The sequence below is a fragment of the Paenibacillus naphthalenovorans genome, assembly GCF_900099895.1.
Classification (GTDB): Bacteria; Bacillota; Bacilli; order Paenibacillales; family NBRC-103111; genus Paenibacillus_G; species Paenibacillus_G naphthalenovorans.
In genome coordinates, this window is the sequence record NZ_FNDY01000020.1 from 45,461 (window position 1) to 70,046 (window position 24,586).

22 protein-coding genes are annotated in these 24,586 nt (G+C 51.6%); 16 read left to right on the forward strand and 6 right to left on the reverse strand.

Translation table 11 applies throughout. From position 1 onward, the window contains the following. Positions 1 to 64 precede the first annotated feature (64 nt). The 6 genes from BLT35_RS17510 to BLT35_RS17535 all read right to left on the reverse strand — a co-directional run bounded on the left by BLT35_RS17510 (position 65) and on the right by BLT35_RS17535 (position 6,693). Positions 65 to 508, reverse strand: a complete 444-nt coding sequence (locus tag BLT35_RS17510) for a (2Fe-2S)-binding protein (RefSeq protein WP_074729202.1) — start codon at positions 506 to 508, stop codon at positions 65 to 67. 4 nt (positions 509 to 512) lie between these two features. Continuing rightward, complete coding sequence (locus BLT35_RS17515) at positions 513 to 1,370, reverse strand: FAD binding domain-containing protein (RefSeq protein ID WP_074729176.1); 858 nt, start codon at positions 1,368 to 1,370, stop codon at positions 513 to 515. Further along, a complete protein-coding gene (locus tag BLT35_RS17520) occupies positions 1,357 to 3,699 on the reverse strand; it encodes a xanthine dehydrogenase family protein molybdopterin-binding subunit (RefSeq protein ID WP_074729178.1) in 2,343 nt (780 codons plus the stop codon). Before BLT35_RS17520 ends, BLT35_RS17515 begins: the two co-directional genes overlap by 14 nt. Before the next feature lie 253 nt (positions 3,700 to 3,952). Beyond that, positions 3,953 to 4,255, reverse strand: coding sequence for a hypothetical protein (locus tag BLT35_RS17525; RefSeq protein WP_062409868.1), 303 nt, complete (start codon positions 4,253 to 4,255; stop codon positions 3,953 to 3,955). An 86-nt stretch (positions 4,256 to 4,341) separates the two neighbouring features. Then, a complete protein-coding gene (locus BLT35_RS17530; protein ID WP_062409867.1) occupies positions 4,342 to 4,902 on the reverse strand; it encodes a GNAT family N-acetyltransferase in 561 nt (186 codons plus the stop codon). Positions 4,903 to 5,040: 138 nt separating this feature from the next. Further along, positions 5,041 to 6,693, reverse strand: a complete 1,653-nt coding sequence (locus tag BLT35_RS17535) for a glycerol-3-phosphate dehydrogenase/oxidase (RefSeq protein WP_062409866.1) — start codon at positions 6,691 to 6,693, stop codon at positions 5,041 to 5,043. 311 nt (positions 6,694 to 7,004) lie between these two features. On the opposite strand from BLT35_RS17535, the gene glpK reads away from it, so the two are divergent. The 16 genes from glpK to BLT35_RS17620 all read left to right on the forward strand — a co-directional run bounded on the left by glpK (position 7,005) and on the right by BLT35_RS17620 (position 24,480). Beyond that, complete coding sequence (glpK, locus tag BLT35_RS17540; RefSeq protein ID WP_074729204.1) at positions 7,005 to 8,492, forward strand: glycerol kinase GlpK; 1,488 nt, start codon at positions 7,005 to 7,007, stop codon at positions 8,490 to 8,492. 18 nt (positions 8,493 to 8,510) lie between these two features. After that, positions 8,511 to 9,071 carry a glycerol-3-phosphate responsive antiterminator gene (locus tag BLT35_RS17545; protein ID WP_074729180.1) on the forward strand — a complete coding sequence of 187 codons (561 nt, stop codon included), beginning with the start codon at positions 8,511 to 8,513 and terminating at the stop codon, positions 9,069 to 9,071. A 193-nt stretch (positions 9,072 to 9,264) separates the two neighbouring features. Beyond that, positions 9,265 to 10,197 carry a carbohydrate ABC transporter permease gene (locus tag BLT35_RS17550; protein ID WP_062409864.1) on the forward strand — a complete coding sequence of 311 codons (933 nt, stop codon included), beginning with the start codon at positions 9,265 to 9,267 and terminating at the stop codon, positions 10,195 to 10,197. Then, positions 10,194 to 11,015, forward strand: a complete 822-nt coding sequence (locus BLT35_RS17555; RefSeq protein ID WP_082660878.1) for a carbohydrate ABC transporter permease — start codon at positions 10,194 to 10,196, stop codon at positions 11,013 to 11,015. Before BLT35_RS17550 ends, BLT35_RS17555 begins: the two co-directional genes overlap by 4 nt. 27 nt (positions 11,016 to 11,042) lie before the next feature. Then, positions 11,043 to 12,374: an ABC transporter substrate-binding protein gene (locus BLT35_RS17560; RefSeq protein ID WP_062409863.1), complete on the forward strand. Its 1,332-nt coding sequence runs from the start codon at positions 11,043 to 11,045 to the stop codon at positions 12,372 to 12,374. 62 nt (positions 12,375 to 12,436) lie between these two features. After that, a complete protein-coding gene (locus BLT35_RS17565) occupies positions 12,437 to 13,147 on the forward strand; it encodes a glycerophosphodiester phosphodiesterase (protein WP_074729182.1) in 711 nt (236 codons plus the stop codon). Between the two features lie 16 nt (positions 13,148 to 13,163). After that, positions 13,164 to 13,847: an MgtC/SapB family protein gene (locus BLT35_RS17570; RefSeq protein ID WP_062409862.1), complete on the forward strand. Its 684-nt coding sequence runs from the start codon at positions 13,164 to 13,166 to the stop codon at positions 13,845 to 13,847. 802 nt (positions 13,848 to 14,649) lie between these two features. Next, complete coding sequence (locus tag BLT35_RS17580) at positions 14,650 to 15,402, forward strand: DUF2680 domain-containing protein (RefSeq protein WP_062409861.1); 753 nt, start codon at positions 14,650 to 14,652, stop codon at positions 15,400 to 15,402. Positions 15,403 to 15,573: 171 nt separating this feature from the next. Further along, the gene (locus tag BLT35_RS17585; RefSeq protein ID WP_074729184.1) at positions 15,574 to 17,241 is read left to right on the forward strand and encodes an efflux RND transporter periplasmic adaptor subunit; all 1,668 of its coding nucleotides are present in this window, start codon (positions 15,574 to 15,576) and stop codon (positions 17,239 to 17,241) included. 30 nt (positions 17,242 to 17,271) lie between these two features. Beyond that, positions 17,272 to 17,988 (forward strand): ABC transporter ATP-binding protein, encoded by a 717-nt coding sequence (locus tag BLT35_RS17590; protein WP_062409859.1) that lies wholly within the window; start codon positions 17,272 to 17,274, stop codon positions 17,986 to 17,988. Then, positions 17,985 to 19,163: an ABC transporter permease gene (locus BLT35_RS17595; RefSeq protein ID WP_062409858.1), complete on the forward strand. Its 1,179-nt coding sequence runs from the start codon at positions 17,985 to 17,987 to the stop codon at positions 19,161 to 19,163. Before BLT35_RS17590 ends, BLT35_RS17595 begins: the two co-directional genes overlap by 4 nt. A gap of 43 nt (positions 19,164 to 19,206) precedes the next feature. Continuing rightward, positions 19,207 to 21,423, forward strand: coding sequence for a hypothetical protein (locus tag BLT35_RS17600; protein ID WP_074729186.1), 2,217 nt, complete (start codon positions 19,207 to 19,209; stop codon positions 21,421 to 21,423). Positions 21,424 to 21,689: 266 nt separating this feature from the next. Then, positions 21,690 to 21,920: a permease prefix domain 1-containing protein gene (locus BLT35_RS17605; RefSeq protein WP_074729188.1), complete on the forward strand. Its 231-nt coding sequence runs from the start codon at positions 21,690 to 21,692 to the stop codon at positions 21,918 to 21,920. 89 nt (positions 21,921 to 22,009) lie between these two features. Beyond that, positions 22,010 to 22,957 (forward strand): ABC transporter ATP-binding protein, encoded by a 948-nt coding sequence (locus BLT35_RS17610; RefSeq protein ID WP_074729206.1) that lies wholly within the window; start codon positions 22,010 to 22,012, stop codon positions 22,955 to 22,957. Beyond that, the gene (locus BLT35_RS17615; RefSeq protein WP_074729189.1) at positions 22,954 to 24,081 is read left to right on the forward strand and encodes an ABC transporter permease; all 1,128 of its coding nucleotides are present in this window, start codon (positions 22,954 to 22,956) and stop codon (positions 24,079 to 24,081) included. Before BLT35_RS17610 ends, BLT35_RS17615 begins: the two co-directional genes overlap by 4 nt. A gap of 111 nt (positions 24,082 to 24,192) precedes the next feature. After that, positions 24,193 to 24,480: a hypothetical protein gene (locus tag BLT35_RS17620; protein ID WP_254777599.1), complete on the forward strand. Its 288-nt coding sequence runs from the start codon at positions 24,193 to 24,195 to the stop codon at positions 24,478 to 24,480. Positions 24,481 to 24,586 lie beyond the last annotated feature (106 nt).

A 24,586-nucleotide genomic window follows, 5' to 3' on the forward strand; every position in this document is an offset into this window, starting at 1 on the left:
CCATCAAGTCGGCAAGCAAACAAACGCCCTTCTATCTTATAGAAAGGCGTTTGGCTTGGCTGTATTATCCCGGGCGCAATATGGAGAGTACGGCCTCCTTGATTTCCCGATAGCCCGTACACCGGCAAATGTTGGACTGCAGCCAATCTTGGATGATTTCATCGCTGGCGTGGGGATGGGTTTGAATTAAGGCATGGCAATTCATGATGAACCCCGGGGTACAATAACCGCATTGAAAGGCCCCATGCTCGATAAAAGCTCTCTGGATGGGAGCATCCGTCAATCCTTCAATCGTGGTGACCTGTTTTCCCGCTGCCTCCACGGCAAGCATGATGCAGGATTTCATCGGCAGGCCGTCGACCAGAACCGTGCAGGCCCCGCAGTCTCCATTGAGACAGCCCGGCTTGGCGCCGGTCAGTCCCAGTCCTTCCCTCAGCACGTGCAGCAGCGTATCCGCCGGTCTGACGGCAGCATCTTTGACTTCCTTATTTATGTTAAGCTCCACCATGACCTTATAGGCGTCGATATCTTTCATTCGATTCTCCTTCCAGTGAAAGGATCGTGTCCAGCAGCGTGTGTTTCAGAACCCATTCCCGGTAAGCCGCCGATCCGTTGAAATCGTCCAGTATCGGAGCGGGCAAATGGACAAGGGCCTGCTCGATTCTCAGCCGAAGCGGAAGCTCCCGCCGGTTTAGCGCGTCTTCCATCATCGGCGACCGAAACGGAAATGCGCACACACCGCTGAAAGCCACGCGGATCATGGCATTCGTCCGGATGGCGGCTACCGTTAGCAGCGGATAACCGATATCGGACACCTTCCGCTTTTTTACCGCGGCATAAGGCATGCCGATATAGCTTGAGTCGGTAAGCGAGTGAACCAGGAATTCCCCCTTTTCCAGCTGCAGCTGTCCATGGAACACCTGATGGATCGACACCTGCTTCCACCCTGCAGGACCGGCGATCCGCACTTCACTGTCGGTCAATAATAAGGGCAGCACCGTCTCCCTATACATCAGCCGGCTGCAAATGTTTCCGCCCAGGGTAATTTTATTCCGGGAGGTCCGGTCGGCCACGCCGGCAGCGGCTTCTCCCAGCAGGGGAAAGGCGAGGGAGTCATGCAGCCGGGACAGACTCAAGGCCGATCCGAGAACCAGCTTTTGATCCTGGACGGCAAGGATCGTGCATTCGGGAATTTTTTTGATATCGATCACGGCGCGAGGCTGGACCGGGAGGGTTCTGCCCATCGTAATGATTTCCGTTCCGCCGGCATAATACATCGGTTCTTTGCCCTGAAGCGCAAGATCATGGAACAGGAGAACGCCTTCAAGCGTGGTGACCGGCTGATAATATTCGAAATTATACGGAATCATGCCGCGCCTCCATGACCGTTTGCCAAACGAGCTCCGGGAAAAGGGGGAGCCGGTTGAGCGGGACCCCGGCGGCTCTGGAGAGTGCGCTTGCAAGGGCCGCAGGCATCCCGATTAACCCGTGCTCGCCCAGTGCCCGTGCCCCGAATGGAGCTTCCAGGCAAGGATTCTCCACGAATTCCACGACATATTCCGGCTGTTCTCCGTAGCGGAACAGATGGTAATCGCGAAGCGTGGCGTTGCCGATGACTCCCTGGTTATCAAAAAGGAAGGTTTCCCGGTTGGCGAAACCCAGACCCATGCTCATCGCGCCCATGACCTGTCCTTCGGCCGTCTTCGGATTCAGCACTTTTCCCGCATCGATCACGGAGACGGCCTTTAGTATTTTATAAGTATAATCTCGGGTATCCAGCTCAATTTCCACCGCTTGCGCCGCCACATTCCATTCCGGTCCGGGATTGCCTTCCCCCGTTTCCGGATTAAGGTAGGTCATCTGTCTTTGGATATAATGGCCTCTCCCGATAATTTGTCCTCCAATCGCGTTCCCGTTAGGATACGTGTAGCCGTAACAGATGTCTTTGATCGCGATTTGAACGGAAGGATCGGCTTTAACAAAAATGTTCCCCTGTCCGACTTCCAGGTCTTCCGGGTCGACCCTGAGCACACAAGCGGCAATATCCAGCAGTTGGCGGATCGCATCGTCCGCTGCTTTCAAAACCGCGCGTCCGGCCATAAACGTGCCGCGGCTTGCCACGGTTTTCCAATGCTCGGGGGTGATCTGAGTATGGATGGGATAACGGACATGAATTTGATCAGGATCCATCCGCATGCGTTCGGCGAGCATCTGCGCGAGCACCGTCTTCGTTCCTGTCCCGATTTCCACGACACCGCATTCCAGATTCATGCTGCCGTCGGGATTGAAAGAAACAATGGCTCCCGAGCCGGCATCCGGATCCATGGAGGAATTTTTCCAGCTGCAACTGATGCCTTTGGCCCTGATTTTATAAGCGTCAACCCGCCGGACGGTCCAGTCGTCCCATTCGATCAGCGTCCGCAGCCTTCGCATGCATTCCTGTAAATCGCCGAGATTGCTGGAATTCAGGACATTGCGCGTCGGGCTGATATCGCCCGGGGTCACGATGTTCCTCAAGCGAAGCTCCATAGGGTCTAGCTGCAGCTTATCGGCCAAAGCGTCCATTGCCCGTTCTATGGCAAACGTAAGCTCCGAATGGCCGTATCCGCGGTAGGCGGAAGCGTAAGGATGATTGGTATAGACGGTCAAACAATCGCAGTACAGGTTGTCGATCGCATAAGGTCCCGTACAATCTGCCGCCGCCGCTCTGGCAACGTCGCTCGATTTGTCACAGTAGGCGCCTCCGTCAAACCGGTAGATGATCTCTGCGGCAGTAATTTTGCCTTCCTGCGAGCATCCCAGCTTGACGGTGGCTTCAAGGCCGATATGCCCGGGGGAGGTCACCATATCCTCCTCTCGGGTGTTGACGATTTTGACCTTGCGGCCGCCGACTGCCTTGGAAGCGATATAGGCGACAAGCTCGAGCTGGATGGCTGCTTTCCCGCCATAGCCTCCGCCGACAAAGGGCGTTTCGACGATAATTTTGCCCGGATCTATGCGGAAATAGATCCCCATATATTTTTTAACCGCAAAAGGCGCTTGGGAGGAGGTTTCGATATGGATATAACCGTCCGGCCTTATTTCCGCAACGGCGCTTCGCGTTTCCATCGCGGCATGATCGGACGGGACGAATGCCACGCTGGTTTCGATGACCGTGTTACTCTCATTCCAGCCCTTCTCCATCTCTCCCTTCCGGATTTGGATGATGCTGGCGATATTGGTACCGGGACGGGAAACGACACCGGGCGCTTTATCATATTCCCCGAGCTTTTCGTGCACTAAAGGAGCATCGAACCGCAAGGCTTCCGTGGGGGAATTCACCACCGGCAGGGGATTATACTGCACATCAATGAACAAGGCGGCCCGAAGTGCGCAAGCTTCGCTGTCCGCCACGACAACGGCAACGGTTTCACCGAAAAATCGGACCTTGTCCTTAGCAATAACGGGCCGGTCACGAATTTCTTCTCCTGTCAGCACATCGCAGTCTTCTCCCGTCAGTATGGCGCGGACGCCTCTGATCTGCCAGGCCCGGGACGTATCGATCTTCACGATGGCGGCATGGGCATAGGGGCTGGTCACCATCCTTGCGTGAAGCATTCCGGCTTCCATACGGTCGCCGGTGTATTTGGCCGCTCCCGTTACCTTATCACGCGACTCCTTCTTGGGAATGCTCTTGCCGATGACTTTCAAGTGATCCATGCTCTCCCTCCCGATTCATTCACTTTACCGATTGGCTGATTCCCGAACGTCAGTAAATTATATGAATCCGAGGTCTCTTTAGTACGAATTGCATTTCATGGGGAAGGAGGGGCGGTGGTGAAAGGGGCTTCTGTTTTATACAGATCGGTGTATCATCATGCGGAAGGAATGGCTGCGTCCTGTTGAAAATAAAGTGAAGCGGGGAGTTGCGGCTTGCGGGTCCAAGCGGAGCAGAGCCGGGAGGGGCATCACCTTAAAGCAGTCTGAAACGTTCCAGTTGATCCCACAAGCGTTCTTTTCGCAGAATCTCTATTTGCTTTGCACCGATCAGGTCAAAGTGGGGAAAAGGGTCGCGGTTATGAATATATCTTGGATCTAATCCGTTGGCTGCGCACCACTCGGATAAGCGCTCCAGATTCGAGCAGCCGACTTTGGTTACCGTATGAATGCCCGGAAAACGGGGCTCCAGCCAAAAGTGGGTGATAAAAGCGATCTCTCCCCTGGACACAGCTTCTTTCCACTGCGTCAGTTCTTCTCTGGTGATCCCGAATGCCACTGTGTTTCCTCCTTCACCTATCCGGTCGTTCATGATGAATTATGATGTATAATGGCAAGAATGATTGCGACTTCCCATTGGTTCAATTATTTTGCTCCTGCCGGGGACGAATCCCATTCATCCGCCAGCATCCCGTAAACGGCAAGGTCGATATAGCGGTCATACAACCGCTGTCCTCCGCGGGCGACTCCTTCGAAGGAGAATCCGAGCCTCTCCGGCACGGAACGGCTCTTCAGGTTATTCACGCCGGCCCGGATTTCCACCCGGTACAGACCCAGTCCCTTAAAGGCATGAGAGACCATCGCGCGGCAAGCGCGGGTCATGATCCCGAGGCCTTGATGGGATTCGGCCAGCCAATACCCGATGGACGTGCGGCGGTTCAACAGACAAAGCGCATGATGATCGATCGTTCCGCACAGTTCTCCGTGAAACAGGATGCCTGCCGTCATGCCATCTCCCTTGGCCCAACGGATTCGTGCGGACTCGATGAAGGATCGGGTGTCCTGGGGACTTTTGGTTGCATCGACCCAGGCCATCCATTTCCGCAGATAGCTGCGGTTCGCATGAATAAGCCGGTATAGCGCTTCTGCGTCAGCGGGCTCCAACAGCTTTAATTCCAATTCGTCATCGATCCTGTATTTAAACATGCTCCCGGGACCTCCTGCGGAAAGACCGTACATGCGGCCGATTTTTCTCCTTGAACAAAGTCCTCTTTGATCAGAAGATGATTCTATTATATCGCAGAACAGTAAAGGATGCCGAATCCTGAAAACGGTAAATCCGGGTTAAACCGCCTCTTTCGCAAATCTTATGCCGTCTCTTGCTTCCTTTAAATAAAGGAGAGCGGTCTCCTCATCCCAATGGAAGGTGTCTCTCATGAAGCGGACGGTGGGCTCCAGCCACCGCGCGGCGCTTTGGTGGTCGAAATTGACCGCCCCTGTACGGCGATTGAGAAAATCAAGAGGGCGGGTTACCATTTCTTCCTCTATGCCGTAGATGAGCGAAGCCAATGCGTCAATCTCCATTCCGTAGGCCGCGGAGGCTTCGCGCAGGGAGTCAAATTTGGCGTACACCGACGGCACGTTGCTGCCGTAACGACGGACGAGGGCCGCCGCCCGCTTCTCAGACAAGCCCTGGTGGATGCCATGCTGCGTCCACTTGGCGGTAAACGCATCAAAGCCTTCCGGAAAATCTCCGCCGGACAGCTTGATTTGATCGGTACTGCAGCCCGGGAACGTACGGCCGGTTTCTTTGTTCAGCTGCTCCGCTACCAGATCGATAACCCGTTCGGCCATTTTGCGGTAGCCGGTCAGCTTGCCTCCGGCAATGGTGATGAGACCCGAGGGAGAAAGGAAGATTTCGTCCTTGCGGGACAGCTCGGACGGTGATTTGCCGTCTTCGTGGATAAGCGGCCGCAGCCCCGCCCAACTGGCCTCGACATCTGCTTCCGTAAGTCCGATGGAAGGGAACATGTAATTTGCCGCATCGAGTAAATAAGTCAAATCAGCCTTGGTCATCCGGGGATGCTCCAGATTGCCTTCGTAATCGGTGTCCGTCGTCCCAATGTAGGTCTTGCCGTCCCGTGTGACTGCAAACACCATACGGCCGTCCGGTGTATCGAAATAAATCGTCTGCCTCAGCGGGAATCGGCTTTGATCGACGACGATATGGACCCCTTTGGTTAAGTGCAGCCGTTTGCCCTGCTTCGATTGGTCCAGCTCGCGCAGCTTGTCTACCCACGGGCCGGCGGCGTTCACGATCTTGCTTGCCCGAATCTCGAAGGTTTGTCCTGAATTCCGGTCTTCCGCCTTCACGCCGACAACCTTGCCGTTCTCATACAAGAACTGTGCCGCTTTCGTATAATTGACGGCTTTGACCCCGCGGCTTACCGCCGCTTTCATAATCTCGATCGTCAGCCGCGCATCATCCGTACGGTATTCGACATAATAACCGCCCGCCAGCAGCTTATCCTGCCACAGCAGCGGTTCTTTGGCGATCGTTTCGCTTTTGGACAGCATTTTGCGGCGTTCCTCCCGCTTGACCCCGGCAAGCCAATCGTACACGTAAAGACCGACGGATGTGGCTAGCTTACCGTACGTGCCCCCTTTGATAATCGGCATCAGCATCCATTCCGGGATGACGACATGCCGGGCATTTTCGTAGACGATAGCGCGTTCGCGCCCGACTTCCCGCACCAGCTTGACCTCGCCCTGCTTCAGATATCTCAATCCTCCGTGAACGAGTTTTGTCGACCGGCTGCTGGTACCTGCCGCGAAATCCTGCATCTCGATCAGAGCAACCTTGAGTCCGCGCACCGCGCCGTCCAGTGCAATGCCCGCACCCGTAATACCGCCTCCAATCACCAGCATGTCGTATGTTTCCCGTGCCAGTTCAAGCTGAATATCGTTTCGTTTTAGGCTGGAAAATGTTTGAGTCATGTGTACTCCTCTCTGGAGACAAATATGCAAAAAAAGGAAAAAGACACACAACAGCATCATTGATACCCGATCAATGAAGGGTTATGGTCTTTTTCCTCGTCTCCGACCCAGTGGTTATTATATTACCTTCATCATAACCCCTTTTTTCGCTGGCTGCAAGAGGGGGCATATCCATTTTTATTTTGGTACATCTTTACAGAAGTTGCGATTTCTTGTATCGTAGTGCTGCGAAAGAAATCGATGGACTCATCGGTTTAAGGAATCCGGAGCAGGTTTATTTTACAGGAGAGGAAGCGATATCCTTGTACGTGATGGCTCTTGATCAAGGTACGACAAGCGCTAGAGCGATCTTGTTCGATAAAGCGGGGCAAATTGTTGCCGATGCACAAAAGGAATTTCGGCAAATCTACCCGAAACCGGGCTGGGTGGAGCATGATCCGGAGGAAATATGGGACGTCCAGCTCGAGATGATTCGCCAAGCGCTGGCGCAGGCAGGCATTGGGCCTCAGCAGGTTTGCGCCATCGGCATTACGAACCAGCGGGAAACCACCGTGGTTTGGAATCGGCGTACGGGCCGGCCGGTGTATCATGCCATTGTATGGCAAAGCCGTCAGACCAGCAACATTTGTCACGAGCTGCAGCAGCGGGGATATGAAGACCTTGTACGGAGCAAGACCGGACTTTTGATCGACGCCTATTTCTCGGGTACGAAACTGAAGTGGATTCTGGATCATGTGGAGGGCGCGCGCGATCAAGCGGAACGGGGCGAGCTCGCATTCGGCACGATCGATACATGGCTTGCCTGGAAGCTGAGCGGAGGAAAGCTGCATATGACGGATTATTCGAACGCGTCGAGAACGCTTTTGTTCAATATTCATTCCCTGGAATGGGACGACGAGCTGCTGAACATGCTGCAGGTTCCACGTTCCATGCTGCCGGATGTCCGCTCCTCGAGCGAAATTTACGGATACACGGAGGAGAGCCTGCTGGGCGCCGGTATTCCGATTGCGGGCATTGCCGGTGATCAGCATGCGGCCTTGTTCGGTCAAGCCTGCTTTGATGAAGGAATGGTGAAAAATACGTATGGCACCGGCTGCTTCATGTTAATGAACACCGGAACTAAAGCGGTTGCATCCACGCATGGCTTACTGACAACGATCGCTTGGGGATTGGATGGTAAAGTGGAATATGCGCTGGAAGGAAGCATCTTCGTTGCTGGGGCGGCCATTCAGTGGCTGAGAGACGGGCTGAAGCTGATCGGTACCGCGTCCGAATCTGAGGAGAGAGCGGCATCGGTTTCCAGCACGGAAGGCGTATATTTCGTCCCCGCGTTTGTTGGCCTCGGTGCGCCCTATTGGGATATGGAAGCCCGCGGAGCCATATTTGGTCTAACCCGGGGTACGACGGATAACCATTTGATCCGTGCGGCGGTTGAATCGCTGGCGTATCAAACGCGCGATGTGCTGGAGGCGATGGAAGCCGATTCAGGCATTAAGGTACAAAAGCTTGCGGTTGACGGCGGCGCTGCGGCGAATAACTTCTTGATTCAATTTCAAGCGGATTTGCTGGGTACGAAAGTGGAGCGTCCGACGGTCAATGAAACTACGGCGTTGGGAGCGGCCTATTTGGCCGGTCTAGCCGTTGGCTATTGGCGCAGTAAAGAGGACATTATCCATAACCGTGTCGTCGAGCGGACATTTACGGCCGCTGCCAAACCCGAAGAACGCGATCGCTTGTATGCCGGGTGGAAGAGAGCCGTACATGCGACCATGCGCTACAAAGAAGGCGAGCAAAGCTAATTCAGGAGGAGCAATGGGATGAAAGCCATCATAAACCAGTCCATCGTACCCGCAATTCGCAATATGAAGGATTTTGATCAGCTGCTGAAGACAGACTACGAATTTCTCGTCCTGTTAAACGCGCACATCGCTCAGGTGAAGCCGCTTGTACGCCGGGCTGCCGAGCAGGGGAAGAAGATGTTTCTCCATGCCGATCTCATCGAGGGCTTAAAATCGGATGAATACGCAACCGAATTTTTGGCGCAGGAAATCGGGCCCGCGGGCATCATTTCCACACGCAACAATGTGGTGCTCACCGCCAAAAGAAAAGGGCTTATTGCCATTCAGCGCCTTTTTATGCTCGATACCCTCGCGCTGGAAAACAGCTATGTACAGCTTGAAAAAACGAAGCCCGATTACGTCGAGGTGCTCCCCGGCATTATGCCGCATATTATCCGGGAGTTTTTGGAGGAAACGAAAATCCCCGTGCTGGCCGGAGGCCTGATCCGCACCGACGAAGATGTGCGGCTGGCGCTTGAAGCGGGCGCGACGGCGGTGACCACATCGAGAAAAGCGCTGTGGCAGAAGCAAGAAGCGTGAGGAAATAGAGGGATTTACCATTTGCAATAAAAATGCTGTTGATTTTTGTGAATTTTTAATTTATACTGAGTACCAAGTTAATAGAAGCGGTTACATGAATTGGAGAAGACCTTCAACTGCTCGTATCGATGGTACATTCGGTACGTGAATTTGAAGGTTCTTCTTTTTTTATTCTCTTAGAGGGGGTTGTCCGATGGAGAAGCTGGCCAAACGCAGTGACGCAAGGATAGGCCTTACCCCTAATGCAAAGCGGAAAGCGGTTTCCAATTTTTTATTAGGGATGTTGTATCTGGGACCGATGCTTTTTCTCATGATTGTGTTCATTTTTTATCCGATTTTAAAAACGCTGTATTACAGTTTTTATTCGACGAATCCGCGAGGTGTTCCGGTATTGTTCGTCGGATTGGACAATTACATCAACCTGGTGACTTCAGACAGCTTTTTGACAAGCATGAAAGCGACGTTTCTTTATGTGCTGTACACGGTGCCTATTGGAGTAGCATTGGCTTTGTTCCTGGCGGTGATAGCAAGCGAAAAATTGAGGGGAATCGAATTTTTTCGGGTCATTTTTTCATCTACCGTCGGTATTTCCGTCGCGGCAGGATCCACCATCTGGCTTTTTATTTTCCACCCAAGCATCGGATTGCTTAATCGTGTGTTGGGTTATGCCGGAATTTCTCCGATTGCCTGGCTGACCGATTCGGACTGGGCGCTCATTTCGGTATCTATCACTTCGATCTGGATGGGTATCGGCTTTAACTTCATCATTCTGCTCGGCGGATTGCAAAGTATTCCAGAGGATATTTACGAGAGTGCTACGATTGACGGGGCCGGTTATTGGACCAAATTGTTCCGTATTACCTTGCCGATGGTATCACCAAGCTTGTTTTTCGTCATTATCGTCACGGTCATTCACTCGTTTCAGTCGTTTGGACAGATCGATATCTTGACGCAAGGCGGCCCGGCGGAATCGACGAACCTGATCGTATACTCGATTTTCCAAAATGCGTTTATTCATTACAAGTTCGGCGTAGCGAGCGCACAGGCGATCATTTTGTTCATCGTTGTGCTTATTGTTACCGTTATTCAATTTAAAGTGGGCGAAAAGAAGGTGCATTACCAATGACAAGGACAATGGCTGGCAAGATCCTCTTCTATGTCATTTTGACGCTCATGGCCGTGCTGCTTTTTTTACCGGTCGTTTATGCGATTTCTGCCAGCTTAATGAGCACGCAAGAGTTGATGACAGGCAAGCTTTTTCCGAGCGTGCTTCATTTCAGCAACTACACGACAGCGCTGGCCAATGTGCCGCTGCTGAAGTTTATGTTTAACAGCCTGGTCGTTTCCACTGCGGTAATGCTGGGACAGCTCGTTGTCTGCAGCTTGGCTGCTTACGCCATCGTATTTATCGATTTCAAGGGCAGAAACGTTGTGTTCTTCCTGCTGATCTCTACGATGATGATTCCATGGGAAGCGACGATTATTCCAAACTACTTAACAATCCTCAATTTGAAGTGGGTCAATACGTATTACGGTTTGACGGTACCGCATTTTGCCATCGCCTTCGGGGTGTTTCTGCTGCGCCAGCATTTTATGACGATCCCGAGGGAACTGTCAGAATCGGCTCAAATCGAGGGCTGTGGCCGGTTCCGCTTCTTCCTGACCTTTGTCCTTCCGCTGTCGCGCTCAATGTTAAGCGCCTTAGGCGTTTACGGGTTCCTGACAACATGGAACATGTATCTGTGGCCTCTGTTAACGACAACTAATGACCGTGTGCGTACGGTCCAAATCGGCATCAAGATGATGCAGGCGCAGGAGACGAGCACGAACTGGCCAGTTGTCATGGCTGGAGTCATGATTGTATTGATACCGACGTTGCTTTTCTTGTTCCTGAGCATGAAGCAGCTAAAGAGAGGCTTAATGGCAGGGGCGTTAAAAGGATAAATTATAATGAAAAGGGGATAAAAAACAATGAAATTGAAATCATTATGGCTCAGCTTATTGTCGCTTGTGATTGTATTTTCCCTTGTAGGCTGCAGTCCGGAGGCATCGACATCCGAAGCCCGTAAAACCGGTGACGGTAAAATCAAAGTTACGTTCTGGCATGCTATGAATGGAACGCCGGGCGACCTCATTAAGAGCATGGTAGACAAGTATAATGCGAGTCAGTCGAAATATTTTGTAGAAGCTTCATACCAAGGGACTTATGAAGAAGCGTTGACCAAGCTGAAGGCGGTAGGTGGGACGAAAGAAGCGCCTACGATTATGCAGGCTCAGGAAATCGCCACCAAATACATGATTGATAGCGGTTTCGTACAGCCCGTGCAGGATTTTATCGTCAAAGACAATTATGATCTTTCCAAGCTCGAAGAAAATATTTTGGGTTATTATCAAGTGAATGGCAAGCTGTATTCCATGCCGTTTAACACTTCTAACTCCATTTTGTTCTATAATAAAGATAAGTTTAAAGCAGCAGGTCTGGATCCGGAGAATCCGCCGACAACGTACGCCGAGATTCGCGAGGCAGCCAAAAAATTGACTAACAGCAACGATAAAGGATTCTCCCTTGTTATTTACGGCTGGTTTGTTGAGCAGCTGTTGGCTAACCAGGGCGCAGATATGGTAGATCACGGCAACGGTCGCGATGCACTGGCTACCAAGTCGCTGTTGGACTCAAAGCAAAGCCTGGAAATTTTCAAATGGCTGGATGACATGAACAAGGATGGTTCCATCGGCAACTACGGCCGTAAGTTCGATGATGTTCGAGCAGCGTTCAGAGCAGGGAAAGTGGCGATGTTCCTGGACTCCACAGCAGGCACGCCGGGGAACGTGAAAGACGTGCCGTTCCAGGTAGGAACGGCATTCATGCCAAGTCCGGACGGCAAAAACAATGGTGTAATCGTCGGCGGCGCTTCGCTATGGATAATGAACAGCGTGGCGGAGGAGGAAAAAGAAGGCGCCTGGGATTTCATGAAGTTTATGACACAGCCGGAAACGCAAGCGGAATGGGCGGCCGGCACCGGTTATTTCCCGATCACGAAAGCCGCCTACGACCAACAAGTGCTGAAAGATACGTATGCCAAGTATCCGCAGTTTACTACGGCCGTTAAACAGCTTCAACAAACGAAATTGTCTTCTGCAACCAAAGGCGCTCTGATCTCCGTATTCCCGGAAGCGAGGCTGGAAGTAGCGACAGCGATCGAACGAGTCTATAAAGGCGAAGATCCGCAGAAAGTCGTAGATGAGCTGAATAAGAAAGTAACGGGCCTGATTGAGGAAAACAACAAGGTATCGCAAAAATAATAATTAAAAATGTGCTGAGACGGACATCGTCTCAGCACATTTTTAAAACAGAGGTGTTAAGGATGCTTATTATTGCGCATCGGGGAGCTTCCGGATATGCCCCGGAAAATACGATCGCTGCCTTTGAGCTGGCGATAGATCAAAATGCAGATGGCATGGAGCTGGATGTGCATCTCACGAAGGACGGCGAGGTGGTCATTTGTCATGACGATGATGTCAAAAGGACAACGAACAGTCAAGGCCTGATTAAGGACATGACGCTTGAGGAACTGCGGCGTTTGGATGCGGGCTCATGGTATGGCGAGTCGTTCAGAGGGATAACGATTCCGACGCTGCAGGAATTTATGGCGCTCGCAGCCGACACCCATATGCTGATCAACCTGGAGATCAAAAATTTACCCTACTACCACAAAGGGATTGAGCAAAAGCTGATTCGTTCCGTTCATGAGCATGACATGCTCGACCGGGTCGTCATTTCCTCCTTTGATCATTACGCGCTTGCGGAAACGGCACGTCTTGAGCCGGCGATGAAGCTCGGGGTGCTGTTCTCCACCAGAGTGATCGATCCTTGGGATTATGTACGCAAGCTGCCGTTTGCTGCATACAGCCTGCATCCGCATTATTCGTTTGTTGATGTGGAATATATTCGTCAATGTCACGCTCATGGCTACAAAGTGTACCCCTATACCGTTAACGAGGCGGAATGGGCAGGGCCTTTAGCCCAAGCGGGGCTGGACGGAGTGATCACTAATTATCCGGATCGTTTCCGGTGAGAGCAGGGTTGCAGATATGTCGTATGTTTTTCTTGGTAAACTGGGCTTTTCTCTCTTACTTGGGCTGTTGATCGGCATCGATCGGCAGCTCAAGCATAAGCCGCTCGGCATGAAAACGAGCATGGTGATCTCCGTCGCCAGCTGCCTGATCACGATTGTCTCCATCGAATCGGTGCACCAATATTCCGTTCCGGGGCATACGAACATGGATCCCCTGCGGCTGGCTGCACAAATCGTCAGCGGCGTCGGCTTTATCGGTGCAGGTGTCATTCTTCGGAGAAACAACGATGTGATTTCAGGTCTCACAACAGCTGCCATGGTATGGGCGGCGTCAGCTTTGGGGATTGCAGCAGGGGCCGGATTTTATTTGGAGGCGGTTACAGCCGTGATTCTCATTATTATGGCCATCAACTTGTTCCCCATGTTTATTAAGCTGTTTGGTCCTCAAAGGCTGAAAGAAAGAGACGTGTCTGTCAACATTATCGTGGAGAACAACGATGAAATGACGGCATTGATCGATGAACTCCAGTGTGAAGAGATGCGGGTGAAGCATATTAAGGTGAAAGATGTCGACGGAGAAAAGCAGCAAATCCAAATGATTATGTCCGCTCCCAATAAACAGCGCACAACCTCGATCTATTACCGCATTAAGCAGTTAAGGCATGTTGTGGCGGTCGAAGTGGAAAATATCAGTTCGTAGCTTAGAAATAGAAACGGCGACCGCAGAGTGTCTGACGATAGCCAGACTTTGTGGCGGTGAGTAAAGCAGATGTTTTTGAGCATTATAAGCTTCTTGTACAAAGCGTCGACCGGATGGGATTCGGCGCTTTTTGGCGTGTTACAGAGAAGACGAAAACCATCTTTAAACCTGGTACATATGGTCGAACCATTCCTATAAGCTTGCCATACACTATTACCATCTCAAAAGAAAGGGTGGTAGATTTGGCAAACAGGGATGTAAGGCTTACTTTGTTCTCAGGCCTTAATTTTACAGGACGTCACCTCATCTTTAGACGCGGAGGGATTGCGGTCCGAAATCTGGGCGTGTTTCGTTTCAACAATATTCTCTCCAGTTTCCGGCTCAGAAAAATTGTCAATCGGAATGAAGTTACACTGGTATTGTTTTCAGGCACGAACTTTCGAGGGGCATTCCGCATTTTTCGGGGGAGTCAGGACGTAGCCGATTTGCGGCGCTTTGTTACCTCTTCTTTTATACTGGTAGGCCGTCGTCTTACGAGCGCTTAAATTAGAGAGATTCAACGCACAGGCAAACTTCCCAGAGACATTATAACGACCTAACGATCAGACCGTAATCCTTTGAATCAGCAATAACCTTGAACCTTAGCCGATGGATCCGTTCCATAAGCTAAGTTTTTTTCATTTTCAGCCAACTTTCAGGAAATGCACAACGATTCTTCAGTTGCCGCTCAGATGCAATTCAGGTAACGGGTCTATACTTCAACTTGTAAGAAAAAATAAAATGAAAAAGGTGGAAAAACGCTATGAAAACAATCGGTAAAAAAATGGTTGCAGGGACGATAATCGCCTCTTTTGTTCTTGGTGTCGGCTTTGTCGGGACGTTACATAATCAGGCCTTCGCGAATGAGTCGGCTGGCGCGAAGATTCAGAAGCCGGACTTCGGATCCGGGTGGGGAGACAAGGGCCGCGGAAAAATAAATCCGGGCGGCTTACGCGGCGGCCATGTCCTCCAAGAGACGGCAACCATACTAGGTGTGGAGCAGAGTGTAATTACAGATGCGATGAAGGAAGGTAAAACGTTACTGCAAATTGCACAGGAAAAAGGCCTGAGCGAAGAAGACTACCTGCAAAAGCTGGTTGACGTTCAAACGGCGGCCATCGACGCTCAAGTGACCGCCGGAACATTGACTCAGGAGCAGGCGGATCAAATGAAGTCCGGCCTATCCGACCGTTTGAAGCAGCAAATTGAAAACAAGGGCTTTGGTCATCCGGGTGAAGACCGCGGCAAAATGCCGTTTGGTCCTATGGGCAATCCGGAGGCATTGACACAGATTCTGGGTGTGACTCAAGAGGAGCTGGCTACAGAGTTGCAGGCCGGAAAGTCCCTGGCCGAATTTGCGGAATCCAAAGGCATCACAAAAGAAGAACTGGTCAGCAAAATAAAAGATAGTATGACCGAGCAGTTAAACCAATTTGTTGATCAAAAGGGAGGCTGGCATGGAAAAGCAAAGTCCGCTTCCGATGCGGCTGCTTCGAGTGCCGAAGCCGTGAACTAATTCATACGAATCGTGCGGTCCGTTTCCGACGGATCGCACGATTTTTTTGCCCTATGGCATTCAGCGAATTTTCAGCATTCATTCAATTAACTTTCAGCTTGCGTTCAGATTGGATTCAGCAACCAATACTAGACTGTTATGGAAGGAAGCCGATGGAGAGGGGAAAGACGAATGGAGTTACGCCGCAGCAAAAAGTGGATGATTGTGATTCTAGCCGTGCTGTTATGCGGAGCGGGCACTTATTATTATGTACATAACTCGGCATCAAAGCCTGCAGCGTCCGGGGAAGCGCAGCGAACAACGATGAAAGTAACCAGGGGCGCCATTACTTCTACGGTGTCGGGGACAACCCAGTTCAAAGCTCAGGATATGCAAAATATTGTTGTTCCGGTAGACGGGATGATCAAAACGATGAACCTGACGCAAAATCGGGCCGTAAAGAAGGGGGATGTGCTTGTAGAGCTTTCCGTCCCTTCGACGGAAACCAATTTGAAGGAAGCGCGGGTTGCTCTGCAGCAGATGGAAAAAGAGCTGGCCAAGCTTCGGGAAGAGCAAAATCACATGAGTTTTACCGCGCCGATCAGCGGAAAGCTTACATTGGCCTCCAATCTGGATGTGGGAAGTCAAGTCAATAAGCTGGCCAAGGTGGCGACCATTTCCGACCCGTCGCAATTCAAGGTCAAGCTGCCGTTTTATTTGCAGGAAGCCGTTCAGCTCAAAAAAGGCGATCCGGTGGAACTGACGGTTGACGGTTTTATGCTTACCAAAATGGGAACGGTGGAGACGGTCAGCAGAGACATCAAGGCCGATGCGAATGGAAACAAGCTGGTGGACGTCGAAGTGATCGTGAACAATGACGGGACACTCTCCGCGGGAACGGTAGTAAAGGGAAGCATCGCTTCATCTGACCGGAATAAGGAATCCGTGACGCAGGGTGCTCTTGATTATATACATACAGCCGCAGTTTATGCCGGGGCGAGCGGAAATATTCAAAAGCTGAACTTCAAGGATGGCGAGACGGTAAACCGGGGGGACGTGATTGGGACGATCTATAACGACTCGATCCAGGACGAGATCATCAGTAAGGAAGCGGCGATCGAGAGCCAGAAAATCAAAGTGTTCGATGCGGAGCAAAAGGTAAAGCAGCTGACCATTACAGCGCCGTTCGACGGTGTTTTTTCGTCTGATTTCGCCAACAGCCAGACCAACGTGCTGAACAGCTATCCCGTAGGCGCTCAAATCGAAGCCAACACCATGCTCGGAGCGGTTGCCAGCTTAAGCACCATGCAGCTGCCCATTGCGGTGGACGAGCTGGACTTGACCAGCATCAGGGTCGGTCAAAAGGCGCAAGTGAAAGTGGACGCTTTGTCCGGCCGGACATTTGAAGGGGAAGTGACCTCTGTATCCAATGTGGGTACAACGAGCAATGGCGTTACCACTTATGTTGTTGTCGTTTCGGTGAAGAACACCGATCAGAACGAATTGAAGTATGCGATGACCGCCACAGCCGAGATTTATATTCAGGACAAGAAAGATGTTCTGATCCTGCCGATCGAGGCCGTCCAAACCCAAAGAGGAAAGACCTACGTTTCGCTCCAAAAAGCGGATGGAACAGTCGAGGAACAGCATGAAATCCAGATTGGCATTCGGAGTGAAACGCATGTTGAAATCATAAGCGGCCTGAAGGAAGGCGATCAGGTCGTTATGCCGACAAGAAGAGCGACGACGAACAATCCGCAGTTCCCCGGGGGCGGATTTCCTGGCGGGGGCGGCGGATTCAGGATTCAAGGCGGAGGCGGCATGGGAGGAGGAACATTCGGCGGCGGCGGACGAAACTAATGGGTTACATGGCGGAAGGAGTCGTTTCCAGTGAATATTATCGAGTTGAATCAGATTACCAAAAGCTATAGGCGCGGAGAAGAGCAGCTTTCGATTTTAAAAGGAATCTCTTTGAATATCGCCAAAGGTGATTTTGTAGCCATTATCGGACCCAGCGGATCGGGAAAATCGACTCTGATGAATACGATCGGGCTTCTCGATTCACCGACGTCGGGGACTTATACCTTGGATGGCGTAGCGACGGAACATTTGTCCGATAACGAGCTTGCCGAGCTGAGAAACCGCAAGATCGGGTTTATTTTTCAACAGTTTAATTTACTCCCGAGGCTGACGGCCCTTGAAAATGTGGAACTGCCCATGATCTATGCGGGGATGGGAGCAAAGGCGCGAAAAGAAAGAGCCCAGGCGATGCTCGAGGCTCTCGGAATGGGGCAGCGCGGCCATCATAAGCCGAGTGAGCTGTCGGGAGGACAGCAGCAGCGGGTAGCCATTGCCCGGGCGCTGGCCATTTCCCCGTCGCTTATCCTGGCGGATGAGCCTACGGGAGCGCTGGACTCGAGAACGGGCATTGAGGTGCTTGAGCTGATCAGAAAGCTTAACGAAGAAGGCAACACGATCGTTTTAATCACCCATGACAATCATATCGCCGATAACGCCAAACGGGTGGTCACCCTGCGGGACGGGGAAATCATCTCAGATGTGCGGAATGCTCCGATGCCTGCGAAGTCACAGGAGGCTGTGGTATGAGACCTTGGGAATTGGTTCGAATGGCGATGGCGACGGTGCTGGCCAATCCGCTTCGGACGGCGCTGACCATGCTGGGGGTCATTATTGGCGTCGCCTCGGTATTTACGCTGGTCTCGATTGGGCGGGGGTCGTCGGAAGCGATCGCCAAGCAGTATGAAAGTCTGGGCACAAATCTGCTCGTGGTCAATCTGATGGGCAATGGCCGGGCTACACAGCTGAACTATCAGGAGCTTATGCAGATGGAGAGCTTGCCCGGGTTTAAAGCGATCGCCCCGACCATGACGAAAAACAACTCGAATATCAAATACGACCGGGAGACGGAAACCTTTAATGTGATCGGGACCAATGACCGTTATTTGGATATGCAGAAGGGAGAAGTGGCGAGCGGGCGATTCCTCGCCCAGGCGGATATCGACTTTCGGAATCACGTGGCTGTCATCGGCAGCGAGGTGGCTGCGAAGTTTTTTGGAACCGGCGATCCGCTCGGGGAGAAGTTGAATATTGACGGATATGTCTATACCATCATCGGATCGCTGAAAAGCAAAGGCTCGAATACGAGCGGAACCTCATTGGACAGTTCCATTTTTGTACCGCTGGATACGCTGAGCAGGGATTTCAAGCTTGGCAGCATTCGGACGACTTATATCGAAGCCGCAACGAGTGAGAATGTGGCCATCGTTCAGTCTATTGTGGAACGGTACCTGCAAAATAAATTTAACAGCACGTCGGGCTACAACATATTTAACTCATCCCAACTCATCAGCGCAAGGCAGTCGGCTTCGAGTACGATGACCAGTCAGCTCGTCAGTGTTGCCGCCATTTCACTGCTGGTAGGCGGGATCGGCATTATGAATATTATGTTGGTCACCGTGAGCGAACGAACGAGGGAAATCGGAATCCGCAAATCGATTGGGGCGAAGCGGCGAAGCATTTTGCTGCAATTTCTGGTTGAGGCCGTCATCATCAGCGGACTGGGCGGATTGATCGGCTTCGTCCTGGGGATTGTGCTTTCCTTGGCATGGCCGTACATCAATCCGAATCAGACCACGAGTCTTTCTCTGGATATCGGGCTGTACGCTTTTTTGTTCTCCGTGCTGGTGGGCGTCGTTTTTGGGCTTTATCCCGCGAACAAGGCTTCCAAGCTCAAACCGATCGATGCGCTCCGTACCGATTGAGCTCGCATGTTTAGTTTTTACTACCCCAGGGAGGTTGTTGGAATTGAAACGTAAATTACCGTCTGTTTCGTGGAAACATACAAGCATGGCCCTCTTATTGTCGGGTTCTCTAACCATCGTGTCGCCGCTAACGCCGGTATCCCTTGCAGCAACGGAAGGGGTATACATTGCAGGCCAATCGTACTTTACGCTGGACCAAGCTGCTCTTTCTACTTCCACCCTGCAGTTTTCGGTTGTCCTGCACAATAGAGAAAGCCGGGCTATCGATTTCAACGCATACGGGGTTCGAGTAACGGACGATTCCGGACGCAGTTACACAGCCCGTCTAAGCGAAAAGAAGAGCGCTGTCGTGCTTCCGGGACAGGATCAGCGTTTCCGTTTTTATTCGGATATCATTCCGGGTATGACTGCGGCGCAGCTCAAGGTGGAGATCTTCCGCTGGGACAGCAGCCAATCTGATTTTATGAAGCATTTGGGGAGGCTGTCCGTAGCTTCTGTTGTACAGGAGGGTCAGGCGGCTGTTCCGGAGGAGATCATGAATTTGCATACAGTGGACAGCGCCCTGGCCAATGATGCCGCGGTCGCCTATCGATTGGGGCAAAGTGTTCGCGTGGTGGAGGACGGCAAGTGGTACTTGTACACGCAGTTGTCCGTAAAAAATATAGGGTCCGCCAGTGTGAAGCTTCCCGCCTCGCTTCAAGTACGGCTTAAAGGCGCCGACGGGTTGAAATACTCTGCTTCGTTTGCCGATGGCAGGGATCAAACCTTTTTTCCGAACCAATCGGGCATCGTAACATTAAAAACCGCGGTTTCAAAGGACCTGTCGGAAAAGGGCCTTGGGTTGGAGTTTTATTATATGAATCAGAGCGAAGAAGTATCGCTTAGCACCATGGACATCAGCTCCTCGCTGCGAACGGCCCGGTTGGGCGATACGTTGGATTATGCAAGGCAGCTTGAAGGGGAGCATTTGACCGTCAAAGCGGAGAAAGCGACCTATTCCAAGCAAGCGGACGGAATACATGTCCAAACGGTAGTTACTGTAAGCAATGAAGGGGATTCGATTGCTTCCGTGCCTTCCTTACTGGCTACATATCAGTTTGGGGGGGCCGGAGCGTCCATTACATCAACCGATAATACATCGCGTATTTCTTACCTGTCTCCCAAAGAAACCGCGTCCTTTTACTTTAATGCGGTGCTTCCCGAAGGGATTGACCCGAATGCCGTCCGGCTCGTGATCTGGGAGAAGAGTAAGACCGGTTCGTCTGCCAATACGGCTGCAGCAAGCTCTTCATCGAACGGTACATCGGGCAGTGGATCCGGCAATGCATCAAATAACACATCAAGCGATGCATCCGATGCGCCGGCGTCCACCGGGGCGGCAAGCACTTCATCTCAAGCCGCATCCGCTTCGGCAGCGCATGTTCCGGTTGCGGTGTACCTTTGGGAAGGGGCCAGTCAGGCAAGCAGCATGATCTCATCGGCTCCCGCCTACAAGCTGGGGGAAAAATTGATTTTTAAAGATAACGGCGTTGTCGACAAAAATCTGGATGTATCTTTAGTAGAGCTTCATGTTCATGAAAACGATGATTTCGGCTACAAGACAGCCATCGGCAAATATAAAATTACGAATAAGGGTACGAGTTCCATTGCGCTTCCGAAGCTTCAAAACGAGCTGATTGACAAACAAGGAAAGACATACACAGGCAGCAGACAAAGCTCGGTTCCGGAGCTCATCATGCCGGGCACCTCCTATGTGATCAGTTATTCTTACTTGCTGCCGAACTCGGTGGAGGATAAGACGTTTGCTTTGAATGTGTACGATGATCAATCCGTTTCGCAGGGAAAAGTTTCACTGGGTGCCTATCAGGTCGGAATCCAGGAGGAATCGGACAGCGATACGATATCTTTCTACCCGTTCCTGGTTCAGTTCCAAAATTACACGCTGGGCTGGTCTTACAGCAGCGGGTCTTATACGTATACTTTGAATCTTTCCATGGCGATAGAGCATCCGGATCCGGTCATTGTGGATTCAAATTTCTCCAAAATGCAGTTTGATTTGGTCGATGGGATGGATCGAGTCGTCGGTACACAGACGATGACCTTCACGGGAACCGACAGGCTCATAAACGGCAAACAAAAAATATCCTTCACTGGCTTAAAGGATGAGCAGGGTACCAACGGTATCCGAGTGAAAATCTATGAAGTCATCGAGACGGCGAATGGGCCGGCCAAGCGTTTGGTTAAGGAATTAAAATATTAATATGTTCTCCATAGGGCGTCTGCAGTGTGCAGGCGCCCTTTTGGCGTGCAAAGAAGCATTTGCATCATTGCGTCGAATTAGCCATTTATTAAGTATTATTTTGATACACATAGTAATATGCGGAGGGCAGGCGCAAGTATTATAAAGTGACAGAATCGGGGATCCGGGCCTATAAACATAATCTTGCCGCCTGGAAAACCGCCAAAACGTTAATTGATTAGCTTATCGAATAGCAGGAGGTATCTTCATGGACCGTTTAAAACAACATGTTGATCGGTTATTTTCCGGGCACAAGGATCAGCCAAATTAGAGAGAATAAGGAAGAAATTTTAAGTAATCTGGAAGCCAAAGTTGCGGATCTGACATCTAATGGTATGGAGTATTATCAAGCGGTAAGCACAGCAGTGGAGCAGTTCGATCATATCGATGGTTTAATTGACGATAACAAGGAGGTTTACATGGGGAATGCTTCCAAGCGGAATTGCGGTATCCCTTAGAAGATTCTTCAGGATTAGCAACCTTGTACCGCTGGTGATATACTCAGAGAGAATGACTGAGCCCAAAGGAGCTGAATAGGGTGGCGCAGATGGAAACGATGATCAAAGCCAGCGGCCTGGTCAAAAGATACGGCGACTTTACAGCGGTGAAAGGCGTGAATTTCGAAGTTTATAAAGGCGAGGTGTTCGGACTGTTGGGTCCCAACGGCGCAGGCAAGACGACGACGATGGAGATGATTGAAGGGCTCCGCCGTCCTGACGACGGCTACGCTGTAGTCGCAGGCTATGATACCCGTAAGGATCTGAAAAAAGTGAAAGAGGTGATCGGCGTTCAACTGCAATCCACCTCTTTGTTCGATCTGCTCAAGGTGCATGAAATTGTAAAAATGTACGCGAGCTTTTATCCGGAATCCGTACCGATCGACCCGCTGCTGGAAGATATGATTCTTCAGGAGAAACGGAACGACCGCGTCAGGAACTTGTCCGGAGGCCAAAAGCAGCGTCTGGCGATAGCGCTCGCGCTGGTGAACGATCCTCAGGTGATCTTTCTGGATGAGCCGACAACCGGACTTGATCCGCAAGCACGCCGGACACTGTGGGACATTGTGCTCAGGCTCAAGGAACGGGGAAAGACCATCGTCTTGTCCACGCATTATATGGATGAGGCGCACGTCCTTTGCGATCGAATATGTTTAATGGACAGCGGCCAAGTTATTGCGCTCGATGCGCCGAGAAATCTCGTGCGAAGCCTGCAGTCGGAAAGCGCCATCGAATTCCGTTTGGAAGGAACGGAGGAGTGGGAACGGGAGCGCCTGAACCTGGCCCTCGTGTTGTTGGGCAGGGTGAGTGAAGTGAAGCAGGCGGATTACCGCAATGAGCTGTTCGTCCTGTATACCGACGATTTGCAGACATCTTTAGTCGAACTGATCGGTTTGGCTTCCCGGGAGCAGTGGAAGGTGCAGGATTTGCAAACGCGTACGGCGACCTTGGAGGATGTTTTCATTCATATGACCGGAAGGGGCTTGAGAGAGCAGTGAAGGCCTATATTCAATTAACGCTGGCTCAGCTTAGGCTGTTCGGGCGCAACAAACAGGTTTTGTTTTGGACGCTGTTATTCCCGGTATTTTTCATGGTCATGCTTGGGGCATTCCTCGGCAAAGATACCCCGGTCACGGTGTCGGGAGCGGTCATCGACCAGGACCGGACGGCGTCTTCGCAGGCTTTGATCCATGCCTTGGAGGATCATCCGGTCCTGCAGCTTAAGGCCGCTCAGGATCTGGATGCGGAAGTGGAGGTGCTCAAGCGCGGGGATCATCAGCTTGTGATCGTCATTCCCCAAGGCTTTGCCAAGCACTTGGAGGCGAGGACGGGACCCGCCGCAGGGACGCCGAACCCGGAAAGCCGGACTTCTACAGCCATTAAGGTATATTATGACGAGACGAACGCCGCCGCATCGCAGATCGGTCTGCAGCTGATCACGCCCATTGTGGACGGCATCGACAAACAGCTGTCCGGCTATGTACCGGCCATCAAGATTGAGCCGGAAGGCGTGCAGTCGTTGAAGCTCCGTTATATTGATTTCCTCGTACCGGGCATTCTGGCGATGATGATCATGTCCAACAATTTGAACGGCGTCGCCGCGCAAATATCATCGTGGAGGGAGCGGGGAGTTTTGCGCCGCATGCAGAGTACAACACTGCACGCTTCCACCTTCATTGCGGCGCAAATTACGGCGAGACTTATATTGAACGGGCTTCAGGCCGTCATTGTTCTGCTTGTGGGTTACTTGTTCTTCGGTACGCAGGTGAACGGGTCCTGGCTGACCCTACTGTTCTTCATCATCCTCGGCACGCTGGCGTTCATGGCGACAGGGTTTATCGTGGCCGGTCTGGCCAAGACGCCGGAAAGCGCGGGACCGATTGCCGGTTTCATCTCGTTTCCGATGCTGTTTGTGGGCGGTGTCTTTTTTCCGATCAAAAATATGCCCGAGTTTCTCCAGCCGTTGGTGAAGCTCATCCCGATCAGCCATCTCACCACCGCACTGCGGCAGGTGATGAACGTCGGCGCGACGATGGGAACGATGTGGGTGGAAGCGGTATTTCTGGGTGCATGGTTAGTGCTTGCGTTTATCGCCGCCAGCCTGACTTTCAAATGGGAGTGAGACGGACACATCTTTTTGCTCAAAATGGGAAATACTAAATTCGTAAAGACGCATATGGTAATGGGGGAACATTTTTTAACAGTGCGTTGATGTTCCGTTAATCTTGTCCTCATGTTGGCAGGGTACCATGAAAGCAAGAACACCAAAAGCGAAGGGACGATGTTTAGCATGATCCTGTACCAAATGGCCAAAAGGCTGGAAGAGAGAAACCGGCTGCAGCAGACGATCAACAATCGGACGGAAGGCGATGTCGCCGATCTCACGACGCTAAAGGAGCAGGTCGAAGCCCAACTAATATCGCAAGCCAGCGTATGGTCGGAAGAAGGGGAAGATGAATTCAGGCTGACCGTGTTGAGTCCGGAGACGGAATGGATGCAGTCGAACTCCCATATGCAATAACGGAAACAATGGATCCTGACGGTTCCATTTTTTTTGTTTTGTAGGTACAATTGATATGCAGACCATATCATCATGAGTCGCTGCCATACTTTTGTACGTGATAGGG

Excerpts from the sequence above, each read along its gene's own strand:
- BLT35_RS17550 (WP_062409864.1), top strand. The coding sequence starts at position 9,265 with ATGGAGAAGCTGGCCAAACGCAGTGACGCAAGGATAGGCCTTACCCCT.
- BLT35_RS17570 (WP_062409862.1), top strand. The coding sequence starts at position 13,164 with ATGTCGTATGTTTTTCTTGGTAAACTGGGCTTTTCTCTCTTACTTGGG.
- BLT35_RS17515 (WP_074729176.1), bottom strand. The coding sequence starts at position 1,370 with ATGATTCCGTATAATTTCGAATATTATCAGCCGGTCACCACGCTTGAA.
- BLT35_RS17605 (WP_074729188.1), top strand. The coding sequence starts at position 21,690 with ATGTTGATCGGTTATTTTCCGGGCACAAGGATCAGCCAAATTAGAGAG.
- BLT35_RS17510 (WP_074729202.1), bottom strand. The coding sequence starts at position 508 with ATGGTGGAGCTTAACATAAATAAGGAAGTCAAAGATGCTGCCGTCAGA.
- BLT35_RS17610 (WP_074729206.1), top strand. The coding sequence starts at position 22,010 with ATGGAAACGATGATCAAAGCCAGCGGCCTGGTCAAAAGATACGGCGAC.
- BLT35_RS17520 (WP_074729178.1), bottom strand. The coding sequence starts at position 3,699 with ATGGATCACTTGAAAGTCATCGGCAAGAGCATTCCCAAGAAGGAGTCG.
- BLT35_RS17565 (WP_074729182.1), top strand. The coding sequence starts at position 12,437 with ATGCTTATTATTGCGCATCGGGGAGCTTCCGGATATGCCCCGGAAAAT.
- glpK (WP_074729204.1), top strand. The coding sequence starts at position 7,005 with ATGGCTCTTGATCAAGGTACGACAAGCGCTAGAGCGATCTTGTTCGAT.
- BLT35_RS17545 (WP_074729180.1), top strand. The coding sequence starts at position 8,511 with ATGAAAGCCATCATAAACCAGTCCATCGTACCCGCAATTCGCAATATG.
- BLT35_RS17555 (WP_082660878.1), top strand. The coding sequence starts at position 10,194 with ATGACAAGGACAATGGCTGGCAAGATCCTCTTCTATGTCATTTTGACG.
- BLT35_RS17585 (WP_074729184.1), top strand. The coding sequence starts at position 15,574 with ATGGAGTTACGCCGCAGCAAAAAGTGGATGATTGTGATTCTAGCCGTG.
- BLT35_RS17530 (WP_062409867.1), bottom strand. The coding sequence starts at position 4,902 with ATGTTTAAATACAGGATCGATGACGAATTGGAATTAAAGCTGTTGGAG.
- BLT35_RS17580 (WP_062409861.1), top strand. The coding sequence starts at position 14,650 with ATGAAAACAATCGGTAAAAAAATGGTTGCAGGGACGATAATCGCCTCT.
- BLT35_RS17595 (WP_062409858.1), top strand. The coding sequence starts at position 17,985 with ATGAGACCTTGGGAATTGGTTCGAATGGCGATGGCGACGGTGCTGGCC.
- BLT35_RS17560 (WP_062409863.1), top strand. The coding sequence starts at position 11,043 with ATGAAATTGAAATCATTATGGCTCAGCTTATTGTCGCTTGTGATTGTA.
- BLT35_RS17620 (WP_254777599.1), top strand. The coding sequence starts at position 24,193 with ATGTTGGCAGGGTACCATGAAAGCAAGAACACCAAAAGCGAAGGGACG.
- BLT35_RS17535 (WP_062409866.1), bottom strand. The coding sequence starts at position 6,693 with ATGACTCAAACATTTTCCAGCCTAAAACGAAACGATATTCAGCTTGAA.